The organism is Micromonospora sp. 067-2 (genome assembly GCF_046549295.1).
Taxonomy (GTDB): domain Bacteria; phylum Actinomycetota; class Actinomycetes; order Mycobacteriales; family Micromonosporaceae; genus Micromonospora.
Genome location: NZ_JAJPWB010000002.1, coordinates 248,033 through 274,290 on the forward strand (window position 1 = coordinate 248,033; position 26,258 = coordinate 274,290).

At 72.1% G+C, this 26,258-nt stretch carries 25 protein-coding genes; 5 read left to right on the forward strand and 20 right to left on the reverse strand.

Annotated features, from left to right (window positions below; all coding sequences use genetic code 11):
• Nucleotides 1-32: 32 nt before the first annotated feature.
• The 11 genes from ACLJN9_RS04705 to ACLJN9_RS04755 all read right to left on the reverse strand — a co-directional run bounded on the left by ACLJN9_RS04705 (nucleotide 33) and on the right by ACLJN9_RS04755 (nucleotide 7,647).
• Entirely contained in the window at nucleotides 33-827 is a 795-nt protein-coding gene (locus tag ACLJN9_RS04705) for a DUF4129 domain-containing protein (RefSeq protein ID WP_410809777.1), read from the reverse strand.
• Nucleotides 828-847: 20 nt separating this feature from the next.
• A complete protein-coding gene (locus tag ACLJN9_RS04710) occupies nucleotides 848-1,561 on the reverse strand; it encodes a uracil-DNA glycosylase (RefSeq protein WP_410809778.1) in 714 nt (237 codons plus the stop codon).
• Between the two features lie 19 nt (nucleotides 1,562-1,580).
• The gene (locus ACLJN9_RS04715; protein WP_410809780.1) at nucleotides 1,581-2,267 is read right to left on the reverse strand and encodes a dienelactone hydrolase family protein; all 687 of its coding nucleotides are present in this window, start codon (nucleotides 2,265-2,267) and stop codon (nucleotides 1,581-1,583) included.
• A gap of 208 nt (nucleotides 2,268-2,475) precedes the next feature.
• Nucleotides 2,476-3,042: a hypothetical protein gene (locus tag ACLJN9_RS04720; protein ID WP_410809781.1), complete on the reverse strand. Its 567-nt coding sequence runs from the start codon at nucleotides 3,040-3,042 to the stop codon at nucleotides 2,476-2,478.
• A 132-nt stretch (nucleotides 3,043-3,174) separates the two neighbouring features.
• Nucleotides 3,175-4,179 carry an HAAS signaling domain-containing protein gene (locus tag ACLJN9_RS04725; RefSeq protein ID WP_410809782.1) on the reverse strand — a complete coding sequence of 335 codons (1,005 nt, stop codon included), beginning with the start codon at nucleotides 4,177-4,179 and terminating at the stop codon, nucleotides 3,175-3,177.
• Nucleotides 4,176-4,508 carry a PadR family transcriptional regulator gene (locus ACLJN9_RS04730; RefSeq protein WP_377508537.1) on the reverse strand — a complete coding sequence of 111 codons (333 nt, stop codon included), beginning with the start codon at nucleotides 4,506-4,508 and terminating at the stop codon, nucleotides 4,176-4,178. Before ACLJN9_RS04730 ends, ACLJN9_RS04725 begins: the two co-directional genes overlap by 4 nt.
• Nucleotides 4,509-4,575: 67 nt before the next feature.
• Complete coding sequence (locus ACLJN9_RS04735; RefSeq protein ID WP_410809783.1) at nucleotides 4,576-4,725, reverse strand: hypothetical protein; 150 nt, start codon at nucleotides 4,723-4,725, stop codon at nucleotides 4,576-4,578.
• Nucleotides 4,726-5,038: 313 nt separating this feature from the next.
• Nucleotides 5,039-5,416, reverse strand: coding sequence for a type II toxin-antitoxin system death-on-curing family toxin (locus ACLJN9_RS04740; protein ID WP_410809784.1), 378 nt, complete (start codon nucleotides 5,414-5,416; stop codon nucleotides 5,039-5,041).
• Nucleotides 5,413-5,616: a ribbon-helix-helix domain-containing protein gene (locus ACLJN9_RS04745; protein WP_410809785.1), complete on the reverse strand. Its 204-nt coding sequence runs from the start codon at nucleotides 5,614-5,616 to the stop codon at nucleotides 5,413-5,415. Before ACLJN9_RS04745 ends, ACLJN9_RS04740 begins: the two co-directional genes overlap by 4 nt.
• A 35-nt stretch (nucleotides 5,617-5,651) precedes the next feature.
• A complete protein-coding gene (locus ACLJN9_RS04750; protein WP_410810193.1) occupies nucleotides 5,652-6,593 on the reverse strand; it encodes an exopolyphosphatase in 942 nt (313 codons plus the stop codon).
• A gap of 55 nt (nucleotides 6,594-6,648) precedes the next feature.
• A complete protein-coding gene (locus tag ACLJN9_RS04755; protein ID WP_410809786.1) occupies nucleotides 6,649-7,647 on the reverse strand; it encodes an ArsR/SmtB family transcription factor in 999 nt (332 codons plus the stop codon).
• Between the two features lie 105 nt (nucleotides 7,648-7,752).
• On the opposite strand from ACLJN9_RS04755, the gene ACLJN9_RS04760 reads away from it, so the two are divergent.
• Nucleotides 7,753-8,634 (forward strand): alpha/beta hydrolase family esterase, encoded by an 882-nt coding sequence (locus ACLJN9_RS04760; RefSeq protein WP_410809787.1) that lies wholly within the window; start codon nucleotides 7,753-7,755, stop codon nucleotides 8,632-8,634.
• A 1-nt stretch (nucleotide 8,635) separates the two neighbouring features.
• Here the strand turns inward: ACLJN9_RS04760 and ACLJN9_RS04765 are convergent, their stop codons facing one another.
• The 4 genes from ACLJN9_RS04765 to eno are packed head-to-tail and all read right to left on the reverse strand — an operon-like array spanning nucleotide 8,636 to nucleotide 11,698.
• Nucleotides 8,636-9,172, reverse strand: a complete 537-nt coding sequence (locus ACLJN9_RS04765) for an amino-acid N-acetyltransferase (protein WP_410810194.1) — start codon at nucleotides 9,170-9,172, stop codon at nucleotides 8,636-8,638.
• Complete coding sequence (locus ACLJN9_RS04770; RefSeq protein WP_410809788.1) at nucleotides 9,169-9,726, reverse strand: DUF501 domain-containing protein; 558 nt, start codon at nucleotides 9,724-9,726, stop codon at nucleotides 9,169-9,171. The genes ACLJN9_RS04765 and ACLJN9_RS04770 overlap by 4 nt, the downstream gene beginning before the upstream one ends.
• Nucleotides 9,727-9,759: 33 nt before the next feature.
• A complete protein-coding gene (locus tag ACLJN9_RS04775; RefSeq protein ID WP_410810195.1) occupies nucleotides 9,760-10,380 on the reverse strand; it encodes an FtsB family cell division protein in 621 nt (206 codons plus the stop codon).
• Nucleotides 10,381-10,414: 34 nt separating this feature from the next.
• Nucleotides 10,415-11,698: a phosphopyruvate hydratase gene (gene eno, locus ACLJN9_RS04780; protein ID WP_410809789.1), complete on the reverse strand. Its 1,284-nt coding sequence runs from the start codon at nucleotides 11,696-11,698 to the stop codon at nucleotides 10,415-10,417.
• A 213-nt stretch (nucleotides 11,699-11,911) separates the two neighbouring features.
• Here eno and ACLJN9_RS04785 point away from each other — a divergent pair, with 213 nt between their 5' ends.
• The gene (locus ACLJN9_RS04785; protein ID WP_410809791.1) at nucleotides 11,912-12,604 is read left to right on the forward strand and encodes a hypothetical protein; all 693 of its coding nucleotides are present in this window, start codon (nucleotides 11,912-11,914) and stop codon (nucleotides 12,602-12,604) included.
• Nucleotides 12,605-12,614: 10 nt separating this feature from the next.
• Here the strand turns inward: ACLJN9_RS04785 and ACLJN9_RS04790 are convergent, their stop codons facing one another.
• The 4 genes from ACLJN9_RS04790 to mfd all read right to left on the reverse strand — a co-directional run bounded on the left by ACLJN9_RS04790 (nucleotide 12,615) and on the right by mfd (nucleotide 19,919).
• On the reverse strand, nucleotides 12,615-14,234 hold the full coding sequence (locus tag ACLJN9_RS04790; protein WP_410809792.1) for a DUF885 domain-containing protein: 1,620 nt from the start codon (nucleotides 14,232-14,234) through the stop codon (nucleotides 12,615-12,617).
• Nucleotides 14,235-14,333: 99 nt separating this feature from the next.
• Nucleotides 14,334-15,335, reverse strand: coding sequence for a nucleoside triphosphate pyrophosphohydrolase (locus ACLJN9_RS04795; protein WP_410809793.1), 1,002 nt, complete (start codon nucleotides 15,333-15,335; stop codon nucleotides 14,334-14,336).
• A gap of 2 nt (nucleotides 15,336-15,337) precedes the next feature.
• The gene (locus ACLJN9_RS04800; protein WP_410809794.1) at nucleotides 15,338-16,114 is read right to left on the reverse strand and encodes a hypothetical protein; all 777 of its coding nucleotides are present in this window, start codon (nucleotides 16,112-16,114) and stop codon (nucleotides 15,338-15,340) included.
• A gap of 106 nt (nucleotides 16,115-16,220) precedes the next feature.
• Nucleotides 16,221-19,919: a transcription-repair coupling factor gene (mfd, locus tag ACLJN9_RS04805; RefSeq protein WP_410809795.1), complete on the reverse strand. Its 3,699-nt coding sequence runs from the start codon at nucleotides 19,917-19,919 to the stop codon at nucleotides 16,221-16,223.
• A 306-nt stretch (nucleotides 19,920-20,225) separates the two neighbouring features.
• Here mfd and ACLJN9_RS04810 point away from each other — a divergent pair, with 306 nt between their 5' ends.
• Nucleotides 20,226-21,140 carry a cyclase family protein gene (locus ACLJN9_RS04810; RefSeq protein WP_410810196.1) on the forward strand — a complete coding sequence of 305 codons (915 nt, stop codon included), beginning with the start codon at nucleotides 20,226-20,228 and terminating at the stop codon, nucleotides 21,138-21,140.
• 25 nt (nucleotides 21,141-21,165) lie between these two features.
• On the opposite strand, the gene ACLJN9_RS04815 is transcribed toward ACLJN9_RS04810, so the two are convergent.
• Nucleotides 21,166-22,206: a S66 peptidase family protein gene (locus ACLJN9_RS04815; protein ID WP_410809796.1), complete on the reverse strand. Its 1,041-nt coding sequence runs from the start codon at nucleotides 22,204-22,206 to the stop codon at nucleotides 21,166-21,168.
• Between the two features lie 84 nt (nucleotides 22,207-22,290).
• Between ACLJN9_RS04815 and ACLJN9_RS04820 the strand changes: the two genes are divergently transcribed.
• Together ACLJN9_RS04820 and ppc are read left to right on the forward strand one after the other, a co-directional pair.
• A complete protein-coding gene (locus ACLJN9_RS04820; protein ID WP_410809797.1) occupies nucleotides 22,291-23,304 on the forward strand; it encodes a hypothetical protein in 1,014 nt (337 codons plus the stop codon).
• A 128-nt stretch (nucleotides 23,305-23,432) separates the two neighbouring features.
• On the forward strand, nucleotides 23,433-26,219 hold the full coding sequence (gene ppc / locus ACLJN9_RS04825; RefSeq protein WP_410809798.1) for a phosphoenolpyruvate carboxylase: 2,787 nt from the start codon (nucleotides 23,433-23,435) through the stop codon (nucleotides 26,217-26,219).
• Nucleotides 26,220-26,258 lie beyond the last annotated feature (39 nt).

Genomic DNA, 26,258 nt, shown 5'->3' on the forward strand with positions numbered 1-26,258 from the left:
CGGGGCTCGCAACACCGGCTCACTCCTCGCGCTCACGGTGCCACCGGGGCGGGGGCTACCGCGGTCAGCTCGTGGCGCAGTCGGCGCAGCGCGGCCCGCGCCTGGTCGCGGGTGCGCTCGTCGACCGGGCGGGTGGCGTACCGGGCCTCGCGGTAGACGTGTGCGAGCTCGGCCAGCACGTCGGCGCTGACGATCGGCGGCACCCCCGCCGACGGGTCGCCGCGCAACAACCGGGTGACCAGGTCGGTGGGGGTGTCGCCGGCCCGTCGGGTGACACCGACCGTGGCGGCGGCCTCCTCCAGGCGTACCCAGCAGGCGATCACCGCGACCCGGGGATCGGTGTCCCGGTCGTCCAGTTCCACGAGGCCGGCGTCGAGGGCGGCAACCACCTCACGGGCGGTGCCCTCGGCCGTACGCCGGGCTCCCTGAGCGGGCAGCGCCCGGGTGGTCCGGCGCACCGCGCCGCGGATGAGGATCCAGGTCAGATAGCAGAACGCGGCGAGGACGGCCAGCGCGAGCAGCCCGATCGCCGCCGTCGCGATCCACTGCGGGATGTGCGCCTGGCTGACCTCGCCGGCGTCGCGCGGCTCGACCGGGATCGACGGCGGCGGCTCGGCGGTGGGATATTCGGGAACCCAGGGGACCTGCTCCACCGGCGGGATCCGGCTGGCACCGATCGACGAGTGCGCTGCGGCCAGCGTGGCCCCGCCGAGCAGGATGGCGACCGCACCCACCGGCCACCACCGACGGAGCAGGCCGAGGACCGGGGGCAGCACCCCCGGCTCGACGGCCGGGGACGGCGTGGGCGGGCGCGTTCCGTCCGTCATCGCCACCACCCCACGCAGTCTCAGTCCACTCCGGCCAGCTGCTTGGCCCGACCGAAGACATCGTCCAGCATCTCTGGTGTCAGCCGTCCCGTGAAGGTGTTCTGCTGGCTGACGTGGTAGCAGCCGAGCAACTCCGGTGCGGCCGTGCCGGACCAGTGTGCCCCATGGCCGAACGCCGGTCGCGGGCTGGGCGGGCGCTGCCCGTACACCTGGCGCAGCACCGGCCACCACGCGGCCCAGGCGAACGCTCCCAGCGCGACCACGACGCGCAGGGTCGGCCGGATCAGCGTGAGCTCGCGGTGCAGCCAGGGCGCGCAGGTGTCCCGTTCCGTCGGCGTGGGTTTGTTGTCCGGTGGCGCGCACCGGACGGCCGCGAAGATCCGGGTGTGCCGCAGGGTCAGCCCGTCGTCGGCGGCGACGCTGGTCGGCTGGTTGGCCAGCCCGGCCCGGTGCAGGGCGGCGAAGAGCACGTCACCCGAGCGGTCACCGGTGAAGATCCGGCCGGTGCGGTTGCCGCCGTGCGCGGCGGGGGCCAACCCGAGGATGCCGATCCGCGCGTCGGAGGTGCCGAAACCCGGCACCGGGCGGCCCCAGTATTCCTGGTCGCGGAACGCGGCCCGGCGGGTGCGGGCCACCTCCTCCCGCCACCGGACCAGCCGTGGGCAGGCGAAACAGTCGCTCACCGCGGCGTCCAGGCCGGCCAGGTCGGTCGCCCACGCTGCGCGGGCGACCACCTGATCGGGGGTACGCGGCTCAGCCAAGCTTGGCCCGGAAGAGTTCCAGGGTGCGCGCCCACGCGCTGGCGGCGGCACGCTGGTCGAACGCCTCCGGCCGGTCGTCGTTGAAGAAGGCGTGCGAGGTGCCCGGGTAGTCGTAGAGCTGGCAGGTGCCGCCGGCGTCCTCGATGGCCTGGCGGGCGGTCTGCACGCCCTCGGCGGTCGAGGTCCCGTCCTCTTCGGAGCAGTGGATGACGGCGGCCTTGCCGGCGTAGTCGGCCCAGTCGGGGCGCATCGACTGCCACGGCAGCACCGGGTAGAAGCCCGCGGTGGCAACGATCCGGTCGGAGAGTGTCGCCGACCAGAGGGCCAGGCTGCCGCCGGCGCAGAAACCCACCGTACCGACCTTGCCGGTGACGTCCGGCCGCCCCGTGAGGTAGTCGGCTGCCCCGGCGATGTCCTTTGCCGCCTCGTCCATCCGCATCGCCATCAGCAGCCGCTGCGCCTCGTCCGGCTCGCTGGTGGTCTCACCGTGGTAGAAGTCCGGGGCGAGAGCGACGAAACCGGCTTCGGCGAACCGGTCCGCAACCGACCGGATGTGCGGGACCAGGCCCCACCACTCCTGGATGACGATCACAGCAGGGCTGGCCGGGCCGCTGGCGGGTATCGCGAGATACCCCTCGCTCGTGCCCCCGTTGCTGCGGTAGCTCACCATCTCGCCCATCGGCCGTCCTCCTAGCGGTCAGTCATCGTTGGCTGGTCGCCCAGTGGTCCCAGGTGCCGGTAGCCTGCCACGCCACGCCGCCGCCGGGAAGACGCGGGAACAGTGGCATTCACCTCCCGTTCCCCCGGCGGTGACTCCGGGTACATCGACGGCGGCGGGGACCGTTCCCCGCCGCCGTCGATGCTGGTGCGGCCCGCCGGTGCTCCGGTCAGGCCTTCTTGGTGAGGCACAGCAGGTAACCGGTCTTGCCCGGCTTGATGCTGTAGAAGGCGTACCCCTCCTCGCCTTCCTTCAGGAACTGGTCGCACGCGGTGGTGGCCTTGGCCTGGGCCTCGGTCTGCCCGTCCAACCGACCGATCACGTTGTAAGCGGCGTCCGTGGAGGTGCACTCGACGACCTTGGCGCCGTCGACCTTCTCCTCCTCGTTGCCGGTGATCTCGGGCATCTCGGCGATGCAGTCTCCGGCCTTCGCGTCGGCGGTCTCGTCCTTGTTCAGGTAGTTGCCGATCGCCGAGCCGATACCGAACTTCAGGCCCGCGATCACGAGGAACACGACGATCGCACCGATGATGCCGAGCGCCTTCTTCGCGCCGGACTTCTTGTCCTCCGGCTCGGCCGGCGGCGGCGTCGCGACGGCCGGCTGCGACGTGTCGACGGCGGACTGCGGCGCGTCGACGGCCGGTTGCGGCGTGTCGACAGTCGACTGGGGCGTGTCGACGGCGGGCTGGGGCGGCGTGCTGTCGGTCGCGGGGGGCGGTGCGGCCTGCTCTGACACGGGGGTGTTCCTTCCGAGGGGTTGATGAGCAGACGACACCGTAACGATCATTGATTTTCGGTGCCGTCCCGCTCGCCTCGTCCGTTCAGTTATTTCCCAGCTTCGCCTGCATGATCCAATTCACACCACCACTCAGCCGGTAGGGGTCGGGCTCGGCACACCGCTCGGCGTCGCGGTTGCCGTCTCCGTCGGGGTCTCGGTCGGGGTCTCGGTCGGGGTCTCACCGCTGGGCGTCGCGTTCGGCAACGGCGTCGCGGCCGGTGGCGTGGGCAGGATGGGCGCGCCCGGGGCCCTTGGCCCGAAGGGCGCGCGGTCTGGGCAGTACGGGTACGGCCGCAGCGCCGCGTTGTTGTAGCCGTAGACGGGGTCGTCGCAGGCCGGGTAACCGAGCTTGATCGGATTGCCGTTCTCGTCGAAGAGTCGGGCGTTCTCCACCAACCGACCCTCGCTGTCGTAGACGAAAACGTCCCGAATCCGGTCGTACGGATTGTCGACCGACGTCTGGTCGTAGTAGTAGCCGCGATCAAGCCGGTCCTCGGTATTGACCAGTGCGGCGAACGCAAAGACCACCAGCACGGCGCTGCCGACCTGCACCGCCGAACGGGGCCAGCGGGTCAGACTGGCGGAACGGCGGCCAAGCCAGATGGAGGCGAGCACGAAGCCGACCAGCATGATCATGCCGGCGAACAACTCTCCACCGAACCGAGGCAGCAGATTGAAATAATTGCCGCCGTCGGAAATCACCGTGATCAGCATCGCCGCCAGGTAGCCGCGCAGCACCCACCAGCCGGGGCGCAGCAACCGGAGGAAGTCGGTGGCCTTCTCGTACCCCAGTGGTGGGCCGAGACGGGTGTCGACCGCGCGCAGCCGGCGACGGCCACGGACCAGCGCGGTGGCGAGCCGCTGGTCGAGGTTGCGGCCACCGCCCGGGGCGCCGGCCGCGGCACGAAGCTCGGCGGCGTACGCCTCGGGCTCGCCCAGCCGCTCGACGAGGGTGCCCTCTGCCTCGGCGGCCACCTCGGCGAGGTGGTCGGGCAGGTCCTCGGTCAGCTCGTCACGTTGGGTGGGTGGCAGGTCGGCCAGGGCGGCCCGGACCCGCGCCACGTAGTCGGTGATCTCCTGCTCCGTGACGGTCATGCCGCCAGCCCCCGATCGTCGAGCAGACTGTCCATGGTGGTGGCGAACGAGCGCCAGAGCTTGCCGGAGCGGGTCAACTGGTCACGCCCGGCGGCGTTGAGTGCGTAGTACTTGCGGTGCGGGCCGGACTCGCTCGGCACCACGTACGTGGTGAGCAGGCCGGCGGCGAAGAGGCGGCGAAGCGTGCCGTAGACCGACGCGTCCCCGACCTCCTCAAGGCCGGCCTCGCGCAGCCGGCGCAGGATGTCGTAACCGTAACCGTCCTCCTCCCGGAGCACGGCCAGGACGGCCAGATCGAGCACGCCCTTCAACAACTGTGTGGTGTCCACGCATTGCACAGTAGTGCGCAGTGCGTAGTACCGTCAACGGAAACACGCCGACGGCATTCGGTGTGCGTCAGTCGGTTTCGCTCGGGTGGCCGGTGCCGGCGTAGGTGATCCGGGCGGTGCCGCGTTCGTCGTCGACGAGGTACCAGATCCTGCCGCCTCCGGTGACCTCGTACTGCCAGCGCTCGTGCGACTGGCCCTTCCAGACGCCAGCGCCCAACGAGCCCTTCAACCGGTGGTGCCGATCGGGCGAACCCGGGCCCCAGGGGGCAGCACGGATGACTTCGTGGGCTCGCCGCAGGTTGGCCGGCACCTGCCCGGCCAAGTGCTCCCAGCCGTCCGCAGTCGCCGAGTTGGCGAAACGTAGATCAAACCTGCCTTGGAACTCGCTTGCCCACAGGTCCCGCAGTACAGCGCGCCTGCCAGACGACCAGCTCAGAGGTTGACTGCCCTCGGCGTAGCACGTCGCTCAGGCCGGCTGGAGGCTCCAGGAGATGCCGTCCGACATCTGCGACAAATCTGTGCTGGACAGCTCAGAGATACAGCTTGCGGAGCTCGCGGGCGATGTCCGGGACGTCGGTCAGCGCACCACTGGCCACCGACATCACGAAGACCTCGGCCTGATCCACGTCGACGTCCTGAATCGGCGCCTCGTTGAGGGCCAGGAAAACTCGCGCAGCCGCCCAGGCGAGACGCTTGTTTCCATCGATGAGTGCGTGGTTCATGCAGACCGAGTGCAGCAGTGCGGCAGCCTTGCTCCACAGATCGGGGTAAGCCTCCTGACCGAACGCCACCGTAGCCGGGCGGACGGCCGCCGACGACAGCAAACCGAAGTCACGGACCTGCGGCGTCTCGCCCAACACGATCGAGGCGACCTCGACGAGGTCGTCGACGTCCAGATAGTTGGTCACTCCGCCAGCCGCCGCAGCAGTTCGGCGTCGCGGTCGGCAACCTCACGCGCGAGATCCTGGACGCGGGCACGACGACTGCGCGCCGAGACATACTCTTCGACCGCCACAACGATGGTGGCGTTCATCGACCGATGCTCGTCATCGGCGAGCTGCTTGAGCCGCTCGTGCAACCCGTCAGGCAGATTGACCGTGGTGACCATATGGGAATCATACCGTCCGCACGTAGGCCGGCTAACTACGCTGCGGCCGGCGCGAGGCTCCAGGCGATGCCGTCGAGGATGTCGTGCTCCGAGGCGACCACCGACGGCATCCCGGCCCGCTCCATGATCACGCGGAGCACCAGCGCACCGGCACCGATCACATCCGCCCGGCCGGGGTGCATCACCGGGTGCGCCAGCCGCTGCTCGCGGGTCTGACCGAGCAGATCCGCGGTCACCTGCGCCACCGACTCGTGCGACACGCGGGCGTGGTGGATGCGCTCCGGGTCGTACCCCTGAAGGCCCTGGGCGATGGCGACCACGGTGGTGACCGACCCGGCGAGGCCGACCAGCGTGGCGGCCTCCCGGCCGGGCACCACGGCGAGCGCCCGGTCCACCGCCGCCGCGATGTCGGCCTGCGCGGCGGCGACCTGCTCGGCCGTCGGCGGGTCGGCGGGCAGGTGCCGCTCGGTCATCCGGACACAGCCGATGTCCACGGAGATCGCCGCCCGCACCCCGCCGACCCGGTCACCGACCACGAACTCGGTGGAGCCTCCGCCGATGTCGACGACCAGGTACGGCTCCTTCGCGTCGGCGGGGAGCCCACGGACCGCGCCGGTGAAGGAGAGCCGGGCCTCCTCGTCGCCGGTGACCACCTCCGGCGCGACCCCCAGGGTGCGCTGCACCATGTCGGTGAAGTCGGCGGCGTTGGCGGCGTCCCGGGAGGCGGACGTGGCGCACATCCGCACCCGCTGCGCACCCAGCTTCTCGATGTCGGCGGCGTACGACGCCAGCGCGATCCGGGTCCGCTCGATCGCCTCCGGTGCCAGACGGCCGGTCCGGTCCACGCCCTGCCCGAGCCGGACGATCTCCATGCGCCGGGTCAGGTCGACCAGGGGGGCCTGCGGCCCGGCAGACGGGTCCGGAAGGTCGGCGACCAGCAGTCGGATCGAGTTGGTCCCGCAGTCGATGGCCGCCACACGCTTCGTCACGGCAGCAACCCTACGGCAGGGCCGGCAGCCCTCCGGCGGCTTGTCACGCCTCGGAGCACGCCTGCTCCGGGCCGACTCCCAACAGACCCGCACCGAGTGGTGTCACGTGGTGTCGGACGGCTCCCCCGTCGCGCTCGCTGGTGACCAGGCCGGCCTCCCGCAGCGCGGTGGCGTGCTCCGACGCCGACGAGAGGCTGATCCCGACCGCTCGGGACAGCACGGTCGTGCTCAGCCCACCCTCGTCGGCGAGCCGCCGCAGCACCAGCGCCCGGGTCGCGCCGAGCAGCCGCCCGAGGGATTCGCCGCCCGCCGGGGCGGCCCGGCGCGGCATCGGCACCGGATAGACGACCAGGATCGGGTTTTCCGGCTCGACCAGCACCCGGGGGCGGGTGCCGGCCAACGGTGACGGCAGCAGGACGAGCCCGTGGCCGGTGCCCTCCACCTCCCCACCCCACCAGGTCCGTACCTCCAGCACCGGCTCACGCCACCGGATCGCCGGATGCAGGCTGCCGAGGAGACCGGCGAGGCCGTGCAGCGCCAGTCGCTGGCTGGCACGGGTCACCTGCTGGCGGTGCGTGGACACCAGGTCGGGCCAGTGCGGCGCGAGGACCGCGTCGAACCAGGCACGTACGGCACCACCGAACAGGTCGAGAACCTCCGGGTCGGCCGCCGCGAATCGCCGCCGCAGCAGAGTGCCGGCCGTGTCGGCGTACGCGTCGGTGACCTCGGCGCGGACCCGCCGCAGGGGCGTGGCCCGGATCGCCTCGAGGCCGGCCTCCACGGATTCCAGACCCTCGAAGGGGGTGACGAAGTCCGGCAGACGCCCCCGGTCCGGCAGCAGGTGCCGCAGGATCGCGGTGGCGGGCTGGGCGTCACCGGCAACCTCGGCCGCCACCGCCCGCTCGGCCAGGGCCGGCGCCATCGCCGCGACCGTGGGGTCGCGCAGCCACTGACCGGCCAGCAGCGCCGTCCCGACCGGGTGCAGCCGGTCGGCGAACCGCACCCGGCACAGGTCGGCCGGCCCGAGCTGAAGGCGAAGCATGGCACCAGCCTGCCCGCCTTCGCCCTGGACCGAAAGGGTTGCTCCACGAGTGGGAGGTCTCCAGTGTGGACGCGGAGTCGACGAGGGGTGGCCGACGTGCGGCGGATGCTGGCAGTGCTGACGGGGCTGTGCCTCATCGCGGTGGTCGCGGCGTGTGGGGAGCGGGGGGAACCCTCGTCGACCCCGTCCGCCCAACCCTCGGCGTCGAGCGTGCGCCCGGCACCCGGCGACCACCAGCTCACCCTGCAGCACAACGGGTTGGACCGCACCTACCTGCTGCACGCCCCACCCTCGTACGACCCCAACCGCCCGTCCACCCTGGTCATCGCACTGCACTTCTATCCCGGAGCCGGGGCCTCGATGCGCGAGCTGACCGGCCTGGACGCCAGGGCCGACCAGGACAACGCGTTGGTCGCCTACCCCGACGGGCAGGGCGGCGGCTTCAACGCGCTGGTCTGCTGCGGCAGCGCGGACGACGTCGGATTCCTGACCGCGCTCACCGACCACCTGGTGCGGACCTGGCGGGCGGACCCCGATCGGGTCTTCCTCACCGGCATCTCCAACGGCGGCGACATGAGCTTCCGGGCGGCGGTCGAGGGCGCCGGCAGGTTCGCCGCGATCGCCGTGGTCAGCGGCGGCTACAGCGGCGCGCTGACCAGGGCCGAGGACTACGTGCCGAAGGCCCCGGTCTCCGTGATCACCTTCATCGGCGGGCAGGACCGGTACGCCGCGACCTTCCAGACCGGCGTGCGAACCTGGCAGCGGCGACTCAGGTGCCAGCCGGCCGCTAAGGCGTCGAACGTACGGGGGGTGAGCCAGACCGTGGCCCGTTGCGCGGACGGCAGCGAGGTCAGCGTGCACACCATCACCGACATGGGCCACAGCTGGCCGGGGGCGACGTCCGGTCAGCTCGCGGCACCCGCCGCGGGCCTGTCGGCCACCGACCTCATGTGGGAGTTCTTCAAGACCCACCCCCGTCGGGCGTGAACTACAGGCGCAGCAGCATCCGGCTGTTGCCCAGCGTGTTCGGCTTGACCCGCTCCAGGTCCAGAAACTCCGCGACACCCTCGTCGTACGAGCGCAGCAACTGCTCGTAGACCGGCTGCGGCACCGGCGCGCCGTCGATCTCCCGAAACCCGAACGAGGCGAAGAACCGGGTCTCGAAGGTCAGCACGAAGATCCGCGCCACACCGACCTCCCGGGCCGCGTCGATCAGCTCCCCCACCAGCCGGTGACCGATCCGTCCACCCCGGCAGGACGGATCCACCGCGACCGTACGGATCTCCGCCAGGTCCTCCCACATCACGTGCAGCGCGCCGCACCCCACCACGGCGGAGTCCTCGGCCCGGACCGCCACCCGGAACTCCTGCACCTGCTCGTAGAGGGTGACGGTGGCCTTGCTGAGCAGCCGCCGGTCGTCGGTGTACGTGTCGACCAGCCGGCGGATGCCCCGTACGTCCCCGGTGCGGGCCCGCCGTACCAGGATCTGGCCCTTGGCAGCCGAGGGTCCGGCCTGCCCGCTCACTCGGCCGCCGGCACGTCCACGCACGGGCCGGTCGTCCACCAGGGCTCGACCAGCTCCAGCGTCTCGTCGCCGAACGGGTTCACCCCGGGACCCGCGCCCAGCGCGTGCCCCAGGTGGACGTGCAGGCACTTCACCCGGCCGGGCATCCCGCCGGCCGAGATGCCGGCGATCTCCGGTACCTCGCCGATCGCCTTCCGGCGGGCGAGGTAATCCTCGTGCGCGGCCCGGTAGTGGGCGGCCAACTCCGGATCCGTCGCCAGCCGGTCAGCCATCTCCTTCATCAGCCCGGCCGACTCCAACCGGCTGCAGGCCGCCGTGGCCCGGGGGCAGGTCAGGTAGTACAGGGTGGGAAACGGCGTGCCGTCGGCGAGGCGGGGCGTCGTCTCCACCGCGTCCGGCAGGCCACACGGGCAGCGGTGGGCCACCGCCCGGGTGCCGCGGGGCGGGCGTCCGAGCTGCGCGGCCACCGCGGTCAGGTCAGCCTCGGTGGCCGGCTCCCGCTGCGGCGGGGGTACGGAATCCGCCGCCGACTCCGGCGGTGGTGCGACAGTCACGGTGCCATCTCTCCTGGTGCGCTGGTCGGTGGATCACTTGCCCGGCTGTTGGCTGTCCGCCGCCTGCACGCTCGACCAGAGCGTGTCGTACCAGGTCACCGGCCCGGCCGGGGTGCCGGGCGCGGACGAACCGGCGTCCCGGGCCGCGCCCGCGGGGTCGTGCAGCACCACCATCATCTTCTCGCCCGGCCGGCCCATGAAGAACCGTTCCCGAGCCTGGGTCTTGATGTACTCGTCGTCCTGCCACTTGGCCGCCTCGCCGGCGAGCTTGGCGATCTCCGCTTCCTGAGCCGCCTGGGCGGCCTCCATCCGCTCGATGTCGGCCTGCTGATCCAGGTAGACCCGCACCGGGTAGGTGTAGGCGAGGGCCAGCGCGATCAGCACCGCGAACAGCACGGTGGCACGGCCGGTGAAGCGGCGGGGATGGGGTGCGGCGAGCCGCTTGACGGCACCACCGCCGGCGGTCCGCCGGGCCGCGCCGGGACGGTTCGCGGAGCGGACGCCCTCGGCGCCCCGGGCCGCGCCCGGCGCCCGACCGGCGGCGCCCCGAGGCTCGGCGCGCACGCCGGCCTCCCGGACCGAGCCCCGCATGGCCCGACTGCCGCCCGGCCGGCGGGCGGGACGCTGACCACCCGGTGTGCGGCGCTGCTGCATCGTCGTCACACCCCTCCCCCGAGGCTTCGCCCGCTCAGGCCGAACGGTAGCGCGGGAACGCGCCGGCGCCGGCGTAGCGCGCCGCGTCGGCCAGCTCCTCCTCGATCCGGAGCAGCTGGTTGTACTTCGCGACCCGGTCCGAGCGGGCCGGCGCGCCGGTCTTGATCTGGCCGCAGCCGGTGGCCACCGCCAGGTCGGCGATGGTGGTGTCCTCGGTCTCGCCGGAACGGTGGCTCATCATGCACTTGAAGCCGGCCCGGTGGGCCAGGTCCACCGCGTCCAGCGTCTCGGTCAGCGAACCGATCTGGTTGACCTTGACGAGCACCGCGTTCGCCGACTTCTCCGCGATGCCGCGGGCGATGCGCTGCGGGTTCGTCACGAACAGGTCGTCGCCGACGATCTGCACCCGGTCGCCGATCGAGGCGGTCAGCGTCTGCCAGCCGCTCCAGTCGTCCTCCGCCAGCGGGTCCTCGATCGACACGATCGGGTAGTCGCCGGCCAGCTTGGTGTAGTAGTTGCTCATGTCCTCGGCGGACTTCGCGGCACCCTCGAAGGTGTAGGTGCCCTTGTCGAAGAACTCCGTCGCCGCCACGTCGAGCGCGAACACGATGTCGGTGCCCAGCCGGTAGCCGGCCTTCTCGACCGCCTCGGCGATCAGGTCCAGTGCCGCGGCGTTGGTCGGCAGGTTGGGCGCGAAGCCACCCTCGTCGCCGAGCCCGGTCGACAGGCCCTTCTTCTTCAGCACCGACTTGAGCGCGTGGTAGACCTCCGCGCCGGAGCGCAGCGCCTCACGGAAGGTGGGCGCGCCGATCGGCGCGACCATGAACTCCTGGATGTCGACGTTCGAGTCGGCGTGCGCGCCACCGTTGAGGATGTTCATCATCGGCACCGGCAGGAGGTGCGCGTTCGGGCCGCCCAGGTAGCGGAACAGGCTCAGCTCGGCGCTGCCGGCGGCCGCCTTCGCGACCGCGAGGGAGACCCCGAGGATGGCGTTCGCGCCCAGCTCCGACTTGGTGTCGGTGCCGTCGATGTCCAGCATCTTCTGGTCGATCAGCCGCTGCTCGCTGGCCTCGTACCCGATGATCTGGTCGACGATCTTGTCTTCGACGTTGGAGACCGCCTTCTCCACGCCCTTGCCCTGGTAACGGTCGGCGTCACCGTCGCGCAGTTCGATCGCCTCGAAGGCGCCGGTGGAGGCGCCGGAGGGCACCGCGGCGCGAGCCACCGTGCCGTCGTCCAGGCCGACCTCGACCTCGACCGTCGGGTTGCCCCGCGAGTCGAGAATCTCCCGGGCGACGATTCCCTCGATGGTTGCCACTGAGTCGCTCCTCGTTGTTGTGATCCGGTCCGTGGGTGGGCCGCGACGGTGCGGCTGAGGCAGGTGTTGAACGCAGCGTATCGGGCCTCGGGAACGGACACGGCGTCGCCCGCACACCCGAGTCGCCCCGCGCTGACGGACATTCCCGGATTTCCGGGCGTCAACCGGCAACTGGTTTGCGCTGCGCCGACCCGATCCACCAGGCTGGTCGCCATGCCCGCCGCCTCGACCACCCTCCGCATGCTCGCCGTGTCGGTCATCGCGTCGCTCACGGTCACCGGCTGTCAGACATTCGAGGACGCCGGACGAGCCATGGGCCGCTCCGACCTCGTCAACGACCTCGCCACCCGGCTCGACCGGGCACTGGAGTCGACCTACTCGGCCGACTACCAGCTCCCCGGTGGCGAGAGCGCCGCGATCGTCCAGGCGCAGGACCCGGCCCGCTCCGCGTACACCTATCCGGGCGGGCGACTCACCGTCACGCCGGAGGCGATCACCCGGTGCACGGCGACCGGCAACCGTACGGCGTGCACGATGGTCACGCCACCGACCCCGGGCAGCAAACCCACAGTGGCGCTCTTCGACGAGGCCAACCGGCAGGGCCTCATCACGCCGCCGGTGGTGGTCGGGCTGCTGACCGCCGCCGCGCTCGACCCGCAGGCCGTCCTCACGCAGAGCGACACCACGGTCGCCGGGCACCACGCCACCTGCGTCGAGGTCAAGCGGTCGGACGGCGACTTCACCGCCTGCGTGACCACCGAGGGCGTGCTGGGCAGCTTCGTCGGGCCGGTCGACGGCAAGCCGATGGAGCTGGCCTTGAGCCGCTACTCCCCGACGGTGCCGACCGACGCGTTCGACCCGCCCGCCGGCGCGGGCGTGGTGGACCGCCGGCCGGGCGGCTCGTGACCGGGCTGGGCTAGACCCCGAGCAGGGTACGCAGGTGGCGCGGGGGCGGGCAGTCGTGAGCGAGCATCGAGTCGTGCCAGTCGCGCACCGGCACCCCGTCCGGGCGGGCGGCGGCGATCTCGGCCACCTCGCTGTAGCCGACGAAGTAGGTGGAGAGCTGCGTGGACGTGAGCAGCGAGCGGCGCCACTTGCCGGCCGCCTCGCCCTCCTCCTGGAAGCCGCGCCCCGTCATCAGCGCCATCGCCTCGGCCTCGGGCAGCTCCTCGGCGTGCACCAGTTGGTCGAGCAGCGCGTTGATGGTCATCCGAAGCTGCATCTTGAGCTGCTGCAACCGCACCGGCAGGCCCCCGAAGCCGAGCCCGACCATCAACTCCTCCGCGTACACGGCCCAGCCCTCGATGAACGGGCCGGATTCGGCCAGCGCCCGCACCCGGGTGCCGCCGACGTAGCGACGGGCGTGGGCGAGCTGCAGGAAGTGCCCGGGCATCGCCTCGTGCACGGTGAGGTTCCGGATCATGTGGTCGTTGTACTCGCGGTAGAACGACTCCACCCGCCGCGCCGGCCAGTCCGTCGGGGTGGGTGCGATGCAGTAGAAGGTCGGCAGGGTGGCGGTCTCCAGCGGGCCGGGCGCGTCGCAGTACGCCACCGCGACGCCCCGGGCGAACTCCGGCATCTCCTGGATGACGCACTGGTCGGCGACCAGGGTGACCAGGTCGTGCGCACGGACGAAGTCGGTCGCCTGGTCCAGGGTCACCCCGGCCAGCTCGACGATGGTCCGGTCGTCCGGATGCTCGGCGGCGAGCACGCCCAGCGCCTGACGTACCGCTGCGTCGTCGGCCCGGCCACCGACCAGCTCGACGGCGGCCTCGCGGATCTGGCCGGTGACCCGGTCCAGGTTGGCCCAGGCCCGGCGTTGGATCTCGGCGGCGCCAAGCTCGGTGTCCAGGGTGTGCCAGAGGCGGGCCTCCCAGCGGCGGCGGCCCAACCGGGGGTCGCGGCCGGGGCCGGCGTCGGCGGCCAGGCCGGCACGCAGCCAGGCGACGAACTCCTCCAGCGCGGCGATCGCCGCCGTTGCGGCCGGCTCCACCCGGTCGAAGCCGCCGGTCGCCTGGGCGAGCAGCCCCGGCAGCTCGTCGCGGATCAGCGCGGCCGTGCCGGTGAACTGCCCGACGGCCGTCTCGGCATGGATCCGCGGCATGTCCCGCAGCGTCGCGCGTGCGGTCGCCAGGGCGTCCGGTACGGCGTCGAGCCGGCCCGCCAGTTGGGTCAGCCGCACCTCGACCGGGGCATACGGGCGGGCCAGCAGCGGATGGAGCAGCGGGCCGGGGTTGTGGTGCAACGGGTCCCACTCGTGCGACCGGATCTCGGTCAGCTCGAACAACTCCCGGTCCACGAAGGAGGTGAGCAGCGCATGATCGACCTGCTCCTCGACGTCGAGCGAGTCGGGGTCCAGTTCGGACAGCGCGTTCGCCGCGTCGGAGAGCATCGCCCGGTCGGCGGCGAGCGCGTCGGCGGACAGGTCCGGCAGCCGGTCGTCGAACCGGTGATCCCCCGCCGCAGTGGCCACCCCAGGCCGGCTCTCCAGCAACGCCTCGACAACCCGCTCGGCCAGAACCCCAAACGCTTCCACCCGCCAACCCTACCGACCGCCCCCTCCCCCGCGGGTTACTCCCGTCGATCATGAAGTTATTGCCAACCGCACCGGCGTGTCATGGCAACAACTTCATGATCAACGAGGTGTAGGGGGTGAGGCGGTGGGGGGTTGGGTTTCGGCGGCGCGGACTGCTTCGGCATAGGCCAGGGTGGTGCGGCGCAGGGCTGCCTCGGGGTTCAGGTTGGCCTGCCGGGCCGCCGCTACCGTGGTCAACAGGCTGGCACCTAGCCTCGCCTCCGCGTCCACCTGGGAGTCGGCCAGTGGGGGTGGGACGGCCAGACCCACCCGGGCGGCGCGGTCCAGGATCGTCGCGGCCAGGGCGAGGGCCGGCTGGCTCAGCGCCACGCCGTCCAGCACCGACTCACGCGCCTTCTCGGCCCGCTTGATCCGCTCCCAGTTGGCGGTGATCTCCTCCAAGGTGCCCGCCTCGGCACCGGCGAACACGTGCGGGTTACGCCGGATCATCTTGTCGACCAACCCACCGGCCACGTCGTCGACGTTCCAACGCTCACCCTCGGGCAACTCCTCGGCGAGGCGGGCGTGCAGCACCACCTGCAGCAGCACGTCACCCAACTCCTCGCGCAGCGCGTCCGTGTCGCCGGCGCTTATCGCGTCGTACGCCTCGTAGCACTCCTCGAGCAGAAAACCGGCGAGGCTGCGGTGCGTCTGTGCCCGCTTCCACGGATCGCCGCCCGGGGAGGCCAGCCGGTCCAGCACGGCCACCGCGTCCAGCAGTCGGGCGCCCGGCGGATCCCACGAGCCGTACATCAGCTCCAACTCGGCCAACCCCGGCTGCCTGGCCAGCCGCAGACCCAGCTCCCGGGCCAACGACTCGTCGCCGGCCGGGCCGGCCAACCAGACCGCCGCGCCGTGCGCCGCCATCGCGTCCAGCAGCGGCTGCGTCGCCGACCCGTCCACCACCGTGACCTCGGCGCCCGCGTGGCGCACGGCCGTGACCAGCTCGCTCTCCGCGCCGGTCAGCACCGGGTGCTGGCGTACGACGTCCCACGCGGCGGCGGTCAGCAGCCCGGCCGGCAGCCGGGGCGACGTGACCAGCAGGACGATCCGTGCCGACATACTCAGCTGGCCGTGCCCTCGGCCTCCGGGGCCGCGCTCGAGGACGCCGGCTCCGGGGTGGAGATGTCGGTGACCGCCTCGGAACCCAGCTCACCCAGCGGCACGCTCACCGCGGCCACGTTGTTGGGGAAGCTGAGCACCGGGAACTCCAGTGGGCGGTACCGGGGGTTGACCGTCACGTCGTAGCCCTTGGCAGCCTCGACCAGCGACCGTCGGGCGGCCAGCGCACCGCGCAGCTGGTCGCCGTCGAGTTGGCTGGCGGCGGCCTCGTCGGTCGTGGTCGCCGGGATCAGGCCCGCCTCGCGGCCGACCGCGATCACAGCGGCCAGCTCCTGCTGGGTCGGCGCGACCGGCTCGGACGGCACCCCGGACAGGCAGGTGTAGAGCTGGGCGACCTCCCGCACGTACCCGGTCCCGACCGTCAGCCCGAGACCCTCGGCGACCTGCTCGGGCGCCACCTGGCTGCGCGGCTGGTAGTTCTTCTCGTCGGAGATCTGCTCGCACACCTCGCTGAGCACCAGGACGCTGGCCACCTGGACGGCCCCGGGCAGCTGCGGCTCCGGCGGGGTGGGCTGTTCGGCCGGCGTGGACGACGGGGTCGGCGACGCGGTCGGCTTCGGGTTCTTGTCGCGCGCATCCTTCAGCACGGCGGCGACCCTGTCATCGGTGATGCGGTGGTCACCGACGTAGGCGGCGATGCCGGGCTCGGCACGGCAACCGGAGAGGGCGACGAGACCGACCGCCACGGTGGCGACGGCGACAAGACGGCGAGCACGCATGACGGTCACTCTCTCACGGCGGTACGCGTCGCTGTGACGCCCCCCACCTCGCCCGCCCCGCGGTCGGGACGGTGTCGGCGCACCCGGCGCCGACACCGTCCCCGGCTCAGGCGGTCGCCCCCGCCGGCACGGCCGGGGCGGGAGCGCCCAGCACGTCGGAGAGCAGTTGCGCACACCACTGGAGCAGTACCTGGTCGCGCAGCGGTTCGCCACCGATCCGACGGGTGCTCGGTCGGGGCACACTGACCTGGTCGGTGGCCTGCTTGTAGACCGCGTCCGGGTGGTACCGCTTCAGCCGCAGCTGCTTCGAGTCGGGCAGCGGCAGCGGCGCGAACCGCACGTGCTTGCCCTGCATCGACACGTCGGACAGACCGTAGCGGCGGGCCAGCAGACGGAACCGGGCCACCTCGACCAGGTTCTGCACCGGAGCCGGCGGCTCGCCGTACCGGTCGGTCATCTCGGCGACCACCTCGCCCAACCGCTCGGAGTCGCGGGCCTCGGCGAGCTTGCGGTACATCTCCAGACGCAGCCGTTCCACACTCACGTAGTCGTGCGGCAGGTGCGCGTCGATCGGCAGGTCGATCTTGACGTCTGCCTCCTCCTCCGGCCGCTCGCCCTTGAACGCCGAGACCGCCTCACCGACCATTCGCACGTACAGGTCGAAGCCGACACCCTCGATGTGCCCGGACTGCTCGCCGCCGAGCAGGTTGCCGGCGCCCCGGATCTCCAGGTCCTTCATCGCCACGTACATGCCGGCGCCCAGCTCGGTGTGCTGGGCGATGGTGGCCAGCCGCTCGTGGGCGTGCTCGGTGAGCGGCTTCTCCGGCGGGTAGAGGAAATAGGCGTACGCCCGTTCCCTGCCCCGGCCGACCCGACCACGGATCTGGTGCAGCTGGGCCAGACCCAGGAGGTCGGCGCGCTCCACGATCAGGGTGTTGGCGTTCGGGATGTCGATGCCGGACTCCACGATCGTCGTGCAGACCAGGACGTCGAACTCCTTCTCCCAGAAGCCCACCATGACCTTCTCCAGGGCGTCCTCGCCCATCTGGCCGTGCGCCACCGCGACCCGGGCCTCGGGCACCAACTCGCGCAACCGCCGCGCCGCCCGGTCGATCGACTCGACCCGGTTGTGCAGATAGAAGACCTGCCCGTCGCGCAGCAGCTCCCGGTGGATCGACGCGGCCACCTGCCGGTCGTCCTGCGCGCCCACGAAGGTGAGCACCGGGTGCCGTTCCTCCGGCGGCGTGGCGATGGTGGACATCTCCCGGATGCCGGTGATCGCCATCTCCAGGGTGCGCGGAATCGGCGTGGCCGACATGCTCAGCACGTCGACCGAGGCGCGCAACGTCTTCAGGTGCTCCTTGTGCTCGACACCGAAGCGCTGCTCCTCGTCGACGACCACCAGACCCAGTTGCTTGAACCGGGTGGCGGTCTGCAGCAGCCGGTGGGTGCCGATGACGATGTCGACGGTGCCGTCGGCGACCATCTCCATCGTCCGCTCGGTCTCCTTCGGGGTCTGGAACCGGGACAGCTGCCGGATCTCCACGGGGAACTGGCTCATCCGCTCGGCGAACGTGTTGTAGTGCTGCTGCACCAGCAGCGTCGTCGGCACCAGCACCGCCACCTGCTTGCCGTCCTGCACCGCCTTGAACGCCGCCCGAACCGCGATCTCGGTCTTGCCGTAGCCGACGTCGCCGCAGATCAACCGGTCCATCGGGACGGTCTGCTCCATGTCCCGCTTGACCTCGTCGATCGCGGCGAGCTGGTCCGGCGTCTCCTGCCAGGGGAACGCGTCCTCCAACTCCCGCTGCCAGGGAGTGTCCGGGCCGAACGAGTGACCCTTCGACGCCTTGCGGGCGGCGTAGAGCTGGATCAGCTGCGCGGCGATCTCCCGCACCGCCTTGCGGGCGCGGGCCTTGGACTTCTGCCAGTCCGACCCGCCCATCTTGTGCAGGGTCGGCTGCTCGCCGCCCACGTAGCGGGAGAGCTGGTCGAGCTGGTCGGTCGGGACGAAGAGCCGGTCGCCGGGCTGACCCCGCTTGCTGGCCGCGTACTCGATGACCAGGTATTCCCGGCTCGCGCCGTTGACGGTGCGTTGCACCAGCTCCACGTACCGGCCGATGCCGTGGGACTCGTGCACCACGTGGTCGCCGGCCTTGAGCTCCAACGGGTCGATGGTGTTACGCCGACGGCTCGGCATCTTGCGCATGTCCCGGGTCGAGGTGCCCCGACCGCCGCTGACGTCGTTGCCGGTGAGCAACACGAAGCGGGACGCCTCGTCGACGAACCCGCTGCCCAGCGCGCCGCAGGTGACCACCAACTCGCCGGGGGCCGGCGCGGTCGGCACCTCCTCGGCGAGCCGGGAACCCAACCCGGCGTCGCGCAGCACCTCCACGGCACGCTGGGCGGAGCCGTGCCCCTCGAAGACCAACGCGATCGACCAGCCCTCGCCGGCCCAGCGCTTGAGATCGTCGACCAGCCGGGCGGTCTCGCCGTGGTAGAGCGGGGCCGGCTGGGCGGCCAGGGTCACCGCGATGGCGTCGTCCGGGGTGACGGCGGCCTCCTCCGGCGCGTCCTCCCAGGGCTGCCGCGTCTCGACGGTCGCCGCCTCGACCGTCGTTCGGTTTCCCCGCCGGGAGCCGGCACTCCGGACCGAATGAGGGTCGTCGACCAGGCCGAACGGGGACAGCGTCCACCACGGCTGGCCCAGTTTGCCGGCGGCGGCGCGCACGTCACCCAGGGTGCGGAAGGCGGCCGCGCCGACGTCCACCGGGGCCTGACCGCCAACCGCGGCGGCGGCCCAGCTGGCCTGGAGGAACTCCTCCGACGTACGCACCAGGTCGTGCGCCCGGGTGCGGATCCGCTCCGGGTCGGACAGCAGGACGTGGGTGCCGGACGGCATGACGTCCAGCACCAGCTCCAGCGAGTCGGGGCCGACGAGCACCGGCGCCAGGGACTCCATGCCCTCCACCGGGATGCCCTCGGCCAGCTTGTCCAGGATCTCGGCCAGCTCGGGGTGCTCCTGAGACAGCGCGGCGGCCCGTTCCCGCACCTCGGGGGTGAGCAGCAACTCCCGGCACGGCGGTGCCCACAGCAGCGGCACCTGATCGATGGTCCGCTGGTCGGCGACGGCGAAGGTGCGGATCTCCTCCACCTCGTCACCCCAGAACTCGACCCGCGACGGGTGCTCGTCGGTCGGCGGGAAGACGTCCAGGATGCCGCCGCGCACCGCGAACTCACCGCGCTTCGTGACCAGGTCGACCCGGGCGTACGCCATGTCGATCAGTCGGCGGGCGACCTCCTCCAGGTCCGCCTCCTCGCCCGCGGCGAGCTGCACCGGCTCCAGGTCACCGAGCCCCTTGAGCTGCGGCTGGAGCAACGAACGAACCGGGGCCACGAGCACCCGCAACGGCCCGGTGCGGCCGTGCGCGTCGGCCGAGGCCGGGTGCGCCAGCCGACGCAGCACGGCAAGCCGACGGCCGACGGTGTCCGAGCGTGGGGAGAGCCGCTCGTGCGGCAGCGTCTCCCAGGACGGAAAGACCGCCACCTGGTCGGCCGGCAGCAACCCGGCCAGCGCGGCGGCCAGGTCATCGGCCTCCCGGGTCGTGGCGGTCACGGCCAGCACCGGCCGCCCGGCCCCGCCACCGTCGGGATCGGCGGCGACGGCGGCCACCGCGAACGGGCGCAGCGCGGCAGGGGCGGTGATGTCGAGGCCGTCGACCTGCGCGGCACCGGAGCGCGCCAGGTCACGTGCCCGGGCCAGCCCGGGGTCGGCCAGGGCGGCGGAGAACAGACCGGTGAGCAAGGCAATCACTTCCAGGGGAGTCGAGGCACACGACGGCTGCCCCTCGTCCGGTTGGACGGGGGGTGCACGACACCCAGCCTATCCCCGCCGACCGACACTCGTCCCCTTCTGCCAGGTCCCACGCCGCCCCCGGCCACCCCGCGCCCCGAGCCCGCGCCCCGAGCCCCACACCTCGCGCCCCACACCTCGCGCCCTTGCCCTCTCCCCCCTCTCCCCGCGCGGATCTCGCCGAACCGGCCCACGCGGATCCTGCCGAGCGGCCGGCGCGATCTTGACCGGGGCCGGATGGCCGTGATCAGGTTGGTTATGGGTGAGCAGTGGCGAGCACGGTTCGATGCCGAGGTGGACTTCGCCAACGGCGGCGGTCTGCGGACCGAGGGGTTCCGCCTGGACATCCCGGGTCGGGAGATCACCGACGAGGACCTGGCCGCGTCGTTCGTCCGGCATCTCGGGCTGCTGATGGTCGCCGAGGTACGGATCAGCGCGAAGACGATCATCGAAGAGCCGCACAAGGGCGGGCGGGGCGTCGCCGCTGCCGAGCCGACCACCGACCGCCGGTACGTCGAGCTGAACCACGTGATCAGCGACGGGATGATCACGCTGCCCGGCTGGCCCGCGCCCCGGATCGGCGACTGGCTGACCTTCGAGGCGTCCCGGGCGAACTACGCGCCGGGCACCGAGTTCTGGGTGGCCGAGATCGACATGATCGCCAACACCGGCACGTACCTGGATGCTCCCGGCCACCGCTGGGCTGGTGGCGACGACCTGGCCGGGGTACGACTGGATCGGCTCGCCGACCTGCCCGGCGTGGTGGTCCGGGTGCCGACCGGTACTCGAGCCGTGGACCGGCTGATGCTGGCGCCGTACGAGGTGGCCGGGCGCGCGGTGCTCCTGCACACCGGATGGGACGAGCATTTCGGCACCGAGCGGTACGGCGCGCCGGAGGCGCCGTACCTGACCGGGGACGCCGCTCAGGCGCTGGCCGACGCCGGCGCCGTGCTGGTCGGCATCGACTCGATCAACCTCGACGACATGAGCCCGGCGGCGGGCGGCACACGCCCCGCGCACAGTGTTCTGCTCGCCGCCGGCATCCCGATCGTGGAGCACCTGACCGGTCTGGACGACCTCCCGCCGAGCGGCTTCCGGTTCACCGCGGCGCCGCCGAGGGTGGCCGGCATGGGCACCTTCCCGGTCCGCGCCTTCGCCGTCGTCGGCGGCTGAGCACCACCGCACGTCGACGGAGAGGTCAGTAGCGCACCGCGATCCGGCGCTCGACAGCGTCGACGAGGATCTCCCCGCCGTACGGGATGATCAGTTGCGGATCGGTGTGCCCGAGGTCGACGTCGAAGACCACCACCGCCTGCGGGGCGTACTCGGCGCAGGCCCGGGTCACCGCGGCCCGCTGGGCCGCCCGGTACGCCTGGCGCTGGTCGGGGGTGTGCGGCTGGTCGAAGTCCCACGCCTTGGCCCGACCGACCAGGATGGCCGGGAACCCGGCGAGCAGGCCTCGCTCGCCCATGTTGCGCAGGATCCGGTAGACCTCGGTGTCCGAGGGCAACTCCTGAGAGGTCTCGATCAGCAGCACCGAGCCGGCCAGTGTCGCGGCCGGGGCGACCCGGTCGGTGGCCATCAGCCAGTGCAGGATCTCCAGGCAGCCGCCCCAGGTACGCCCACGCACCACCCGTGCCGGCCCCTGCCAGTGCCAGCCCTCCCCCGGCAGCATCTCCGGCTCGTGCGCCAACGTCTCCGGTTCGGTCCACGGGTTCGGTCGGTCACCCCACTGGGGTGCGGGCGTGAGGTCGTACCAGCCCGAGGTGAAGAGGGCGGCGCGCAGCGAGTCGAAGGTCAACGGGTGCGGCGTGCCGGGCCGGCCGAGGTGCACCAGCACCGACCCGCCGTGGTAGGCCACGATCCCCAGCCGGTGCAGGTGGTTGAGCACGTTGGTGTTGTCCGAGTAGCCGAAGTAGGGCTTCGGGTTGGCCCGCAGCACGTCGTCGTCGAGGTGCGGGGTGACCGTGATCAGGTCCTGCCCGCCCACGGTGGCCAGCACCGCCGTGATGGTCGGGTCGGCGAAGGCGGCGCTCAGGTCACGCGCCCGGTCGCGCGGGTCGGCCCCCATCACCCGGGTGGTCGGGTACTCCACCGGCTCCAGTCCGAACTCCTCGCGCAGCCGGCGCAGGCCCAACTCGTACACCTGGGGAAAGAGACCCGGCAGGCCGGCGGAGGGTGAGACGACGGCGACCCGGTCGCCCGGCTGCGGCTTGGCGGGATAACGCGGCACGATCATGATCAGACGGTAGCGGTCGGGACCAGCGCATTTCTGCCCCACGAAAAGCCTTAAACAGGGTGAAGGCCACCATAGGCTGGCGGAATGGACGAGGCATCGGAGGTCCGGGTTCGCGACTGGCTACCCCGTACCGTCGGCCTGCTGCTCGGCACCCTGGCGCTGGCCACCGCGTTCATCGCCGCCTACGTCGGCGCCCTGCACCAGCCCAAGCCCCGGGACGTGCCGGTCGGGGTGGCGGCGGCCGACCGACCCGCGCGGGCGGTCCTGGCCGCCGTCCGCGACCGGACCAACAAGATCAAAGCCATCGGGTACGACGACACGGGCGCCGCCGACGACGGCCTGACCAGCCGCGAGGTGTACGCGGTGCTCGGCTCCACGCCCGACGGCGGGCTGGTCCTGACCACCGCCAGTGCCGGTGCCCCGGCCGCCACCGATCTCGTCGTCCAGGTGCTCACCGCCGCCGCCCAGCAGGCCCGACTGCCTCTGCGGGTGACCGACGAGGTGCCGGTGGCCAGCACCGACCCGCGCGGTCTCGTGCCCTTCTACCTGGCCATCGGGTACGTCCTCGGCGGTTATCTGGCCTCGACCGCGCTCGGCATCTCCCTCGGCACCGCCCCGCGCAGCCTGCGCCGCGCCGGCCTGCGGATCGGCGCGCTCGCCGTGTACAGCGTGGTCCTCGGCATCATCGGAGCGGTGATCGTCGGCCCGGTGCTGGACGTCTGGAACCACGACCTGCCGGCCATCGCCGGCACCGGCGTGCTCGCCGCCTTCGCCGCCGCGATGGTCGCCGCCGCGATCCAGGGTTGGCTGGGCGTCCTCGGCACCGGACTGGTCATCCTGCTGCTGGTGGTGCTCGGCAACCCCGGCTCCGGCGGCATCTACGCGCCCGAGTTCCTGCCCACCTGGCTGCGCGGGATGCACCGGTGGAACGTGCCCGGGCTGACCACCGATCTGATCAAGTCGGCGGTGTACTTCGACCGGCGCTCGGCCGCTTGGTCGATCACCGGGCTGGCGCTCTGGTCGGTGGTCGGGCTCGTCGCGCTGATCGCCGCCGCCCTGGTCCGGGGCAGCCGGGCGACACCCCGAGCGAGCCGCTGAGGTGATCTCCCGGGTGTTCCGCGTCACGGCGCACCATGCGGAGAGCCCCTGCTGCCACCCAACCTCGCGCGGATACCATCCAGGGAGTCGGACAGCGCTGTCCTTCGTACTCACGTGAGGAGCGCATCGTGACCGACCAGCATGACCACGACGGCCCGGACGCCGCGCTGCGCGCCGACATCCGCCGGCTCGGCACCCTGCTCGGCCAGACGCTGGCCCGCCAGGAGGGCGGCCCGCTGCTCGACCTGGTCGAAGAGATCCGCGCCCAGGTCCGCACCGACGCCCCGGCAGCCGCGCAGCGGCTCGGCGGGCTCGACGTGACCACCGGCACCAAGCTGGCCCGCGCCTTCTCCACCTACTTCCACCTGGCCAACATCACCGAGCAGGTGCACCGCGCCCGGGACCTGCGCCGCCGCCGCGCCGTGCAGGGCGGCTGGCTGGACCAGGCAGCCAAGATGATCGCCGAGCGCGGGGTGCCGGCCGAGGAGATCGCCGCCGCGGCCCGTCGGCTGGCGGTCCGGCCGGTCTTCACCGCCCACCCGACCGAGGCGGCCCGCCGTTCGATCCTGTCGAAGCTGCGGGCCATCGCCGACGAGTTGGACACCGAGACCGCGAACGCGATCCTCTACGGCGCCAGCGACGAGGGCCCGGCGAACCGCCGGCTGGCCGAGCTGCTGGACCTGATGTGGCAGACCGACGAGCTGCGACTGGACCGCCCGGACCCGACGGACGAGGCCCGCAACGCCATCTACTACCTGCGCGACCTGTACGCCGAGGCCGCCCCGCAGGTGCTCGACGACCTGGCCGACACGCTGCGCACGCTCGGCGTGGAGACCTCACCCACCGCTCGACCGCTGAGCTTCGGAACCTGGATCGGCGGCGACCGCGACGGCAACCCGTTCGTCACCCCGGCGGTCACCCGTGAGGTGCTCACCATCCAGCACGAGCACGGCATCGCCGCCACCGAGAAGGCGATGGACCACCTGATCAACGAGGTGTCGGTCTCCCGCCGGCTGCGCGGCGTGTCACTGGACCTCTCCGCCAGCCTCGCCACCGACCTGGACGCGCTGCCCGAGGTGGCAGCGCGGTTCCGCCGGGTCAACGCCGAGGAGCCGTACCGGCTCAAGGCGCGCTGTGTGAAGGCGAAGCTGGCCAACACCCGGCAGCGGTTGCGTCAGGGCACGGCGCACGTGCCGGGCCGGGACTACCACGGCTCCGCCGAGCTGATCGCCGACCTGGAGCTGTTGCGCGCCTCGCTGGCCCGCAACTCCGGGCAGCTCACCGCCGTCGGCCGGTTGGCGTCCACCATCCGGACCGTCTCGGCATTCGGTCTGCACCTGGCCACCATGGACGTGCGGGAGCACGCCGAGGCGCACCACGCGGTTCTGGCCCAGCTGTACGGAGCCATCGGTGAGATCACCGACTACCCGGCCCTGACCCGGCTGGAGCGCACCAAGCTGCTCGCCGACGAGCTGACCGGTCGACGACCGCTGTCCACGGTCGACACCCCGCTCTCCGAGTCGGCACGCAAGACGTTCGACGTCTTCGGCACCATTCGGGAGGCACAGGACCGGTTCGGCACCGAGGTGATCGAGTCGTACATCATCTCGATGACCCTCGGCGTCGACGACGTGCTGGCCGCGGTGGTGCTGGGCCGCGAGGCCGGGCTGGTCGACGTGCACAGCGGGCGGGCACGGGTGGGATTCGTGCCGCTGCTGGAGACCCCGGCCGAGCTGAACGCCGGCGGCGAACTCCTCGACGAGCTGCTGTCGCTGCCCGCGTACCGGGCGCTGGTGACGGCCCGGGGCGACGTGCAGGAGGTCATGCTCGGCTACTCGGACTCCAACAAGGAGGCCGGGATCACCACCAGCCAGTGGTCCATCCACCGGGCGCAGCGCGCCCTTCGCGACGTGGCCGCCCGGCACGGGGTGCACCTGCGGCTGTTCCACGGCCGGGGCGGCACGGTGGGGCGCGGCGGCGGCCCGACGCACGAGGCGATCCTCGCTCAGCCGTACGGCACGCTGGACGGCGCGATCAAGGTGACCGAGCAGGGCGAGGTCATCTCCGACAAGTACACCCTGCCGTCACTGGCCCGGGAGAACCTGGAGCTCACCCTCGCGGCGGTGCTCCAGGCGACGCTGCTGCACACCGCTCCCCGGCAGCCGGCAGAGATGCTGGAGCGCTGGGACGCCACGATGGACGTGGTGTCCGAGTCGGCCTTCCGGTCGTACCGGTCGCTGGTCGAGGACCCGGACCTGCCGGCGTACTTCTGGGCGTCCACCCCCACCGAACTGCTGGGCGCGCTGAACATCGGCTCCCGGCCGGCGAAGCGCCCCAACACCGGCGCGGGGCTGTCCGGGCTGCGGGCCATCCCGTGGGTGTTCGGCTGGACGCAGACCCGGCAGATCGTGCCGGGCTGGTTCGGCGTGGGCTCCGGGCTGGCCGCGGCCCGAGAGGCCGGGTTGGCGGACGTACTGGCCGAGATGAACCGCAACTGGCACTTCTTCCGCACGTTCCTGTCGAACGTCGAGATGATGGTGACCAAGACCGACCTGAGCATCGCCCGCCGGTACGTCGAGACGCTGGTCCCGGAGAAGCTGCACCCGATCTTCGAGCAGATCGAGCAGGAGTACGAGCTGACCAAGCGGGAGGTGCTGGCGGTGACCGCCTCCCCCGCCCTACTGGACAACTCGCCGGTGCTCCAGCGCACCCTGGCCGTCCGGGACACCTACCTGGAGCCGCTGCACCACCTTCAGGTGGCGTTGCTGCGGCAGTACCGGGAGTCTGGTGCCGCCGGACGGGCGGTGGCCACCGCACCCGGAGGGCGGCGCGCCCCGAGCGACGGAACGGCCCTGGAGCGGGCGCTGCTGACCACGGTCAACGGCATCGCCGCCGGAATGCGCAACACCGGCTGAGCGACGGCGAGCGACAGGCCCCGGTCACGGTGACCGGGG

What these genes read in the sequence shown, in the direction of transcription:
- ACLJN9_RS04795 (WP_410809793.1), bottom strand. Translation starts at nt 15,335, where the DNA reads ATGTCGGCACGGATCGTCCTGCTGGTCACGTCGCCCCGGCTGCCGGCC.
- ACLJN9_RS04705 (WP_410809777.1), bottom strand. Translation starts at nt 827, where the DNA reads ATGACGGACGGAACGCGCCCGCCCACGCCGTCCCCGGCCGTCGAGCCG.
- ACLJN9_RS04755 (WP_410809786.1), bottom strand. Translation starts at nt 7,647, where the DNA reads ATGCTTCGCCTTCAGCTCGGGCCGGCCGACCTGTGCCGGGTGCGGTTC.
- ACLJN9_RS04745 (WP_410809785.1), bottom strand. Translation starts at nt 5,616, where the DNA reads ATGGTCACCACGGTCAATCTGCCTGACGGGTTGCACGAGCGGCTCAAG.
- ACLJN9_RS04810 (WP_410810196.1), top strand. Translation starts at nt 20,226, where the DNA reads ATGGGTGAGCAGTGGCGAGCACGGTTCGATGCCGAGGTGGACTTCGCC.
- ACLJN9_RS04820 (WP_410809797.1), top strand. Translation starts at nt 22,291, where the DNA reads ATGGACGAGGCATCGGAGGTCCGGGTTCGCGACTGGCTACCCCGTACC.
- ACLJN9_RS04785 (WP_410809791.1), top strand. Translation starts at nt 11,912, where the DNA reads ATGCCCGCCGCCTCGACCACCCTCCGCATGCTCGCCGTGTCGGTCATC.
- ACLJN9_RS04815 (WP_410809796.1), bottom strand. Translation starts at nt 22,206, where the DNA reads ATGATCGTGCCGCGTTATCCCGCCAAGCCGCAGCCGGGCGACCGGGTC.
- ACLJN9_RS04725 (WP_410809782.1), bottom strand. Translation starts at nt 4,179, where the DNA reads ATGACCGTCACGGAGCAGGAGATCACCGACTACGTGGCGCGGGTCCGG.
- ACLJN9_RS04800 (WP_410809794.1), bottom strand. Translation starts at nt 16,114, where the DNA reads ATGCGTGCTCGCCGTCTTGTCGCCGTCGCCACCGTGGCGGTCGGTCTC.
- ACLJN9_RS04715 (WP_410809780.1), bottom strand. Translation starts at nt 2,267, where the DNA reads ATGGGCGAGATGGTGAGCTACCGCAGCAACGGGGGCACGAGCGAGGGG.
- ACLJN9_RS04760 (WP_410809787.1), top strand. Translation starts at nt 7,753, where the DNA reads ATGCTGGCAGTGCTGACGGGGCTGTGCCTCATCGCGGTGGTCGCGGCG.
- ACLJN9_RS04775 (WP_410810195.1), bottom strand. Translation starts at nt 10,380, where the DNA reads ATGCAGCAGCGCCGCACACCGGGTGGTCAGCGTCCCGCCCGCCGGCCG.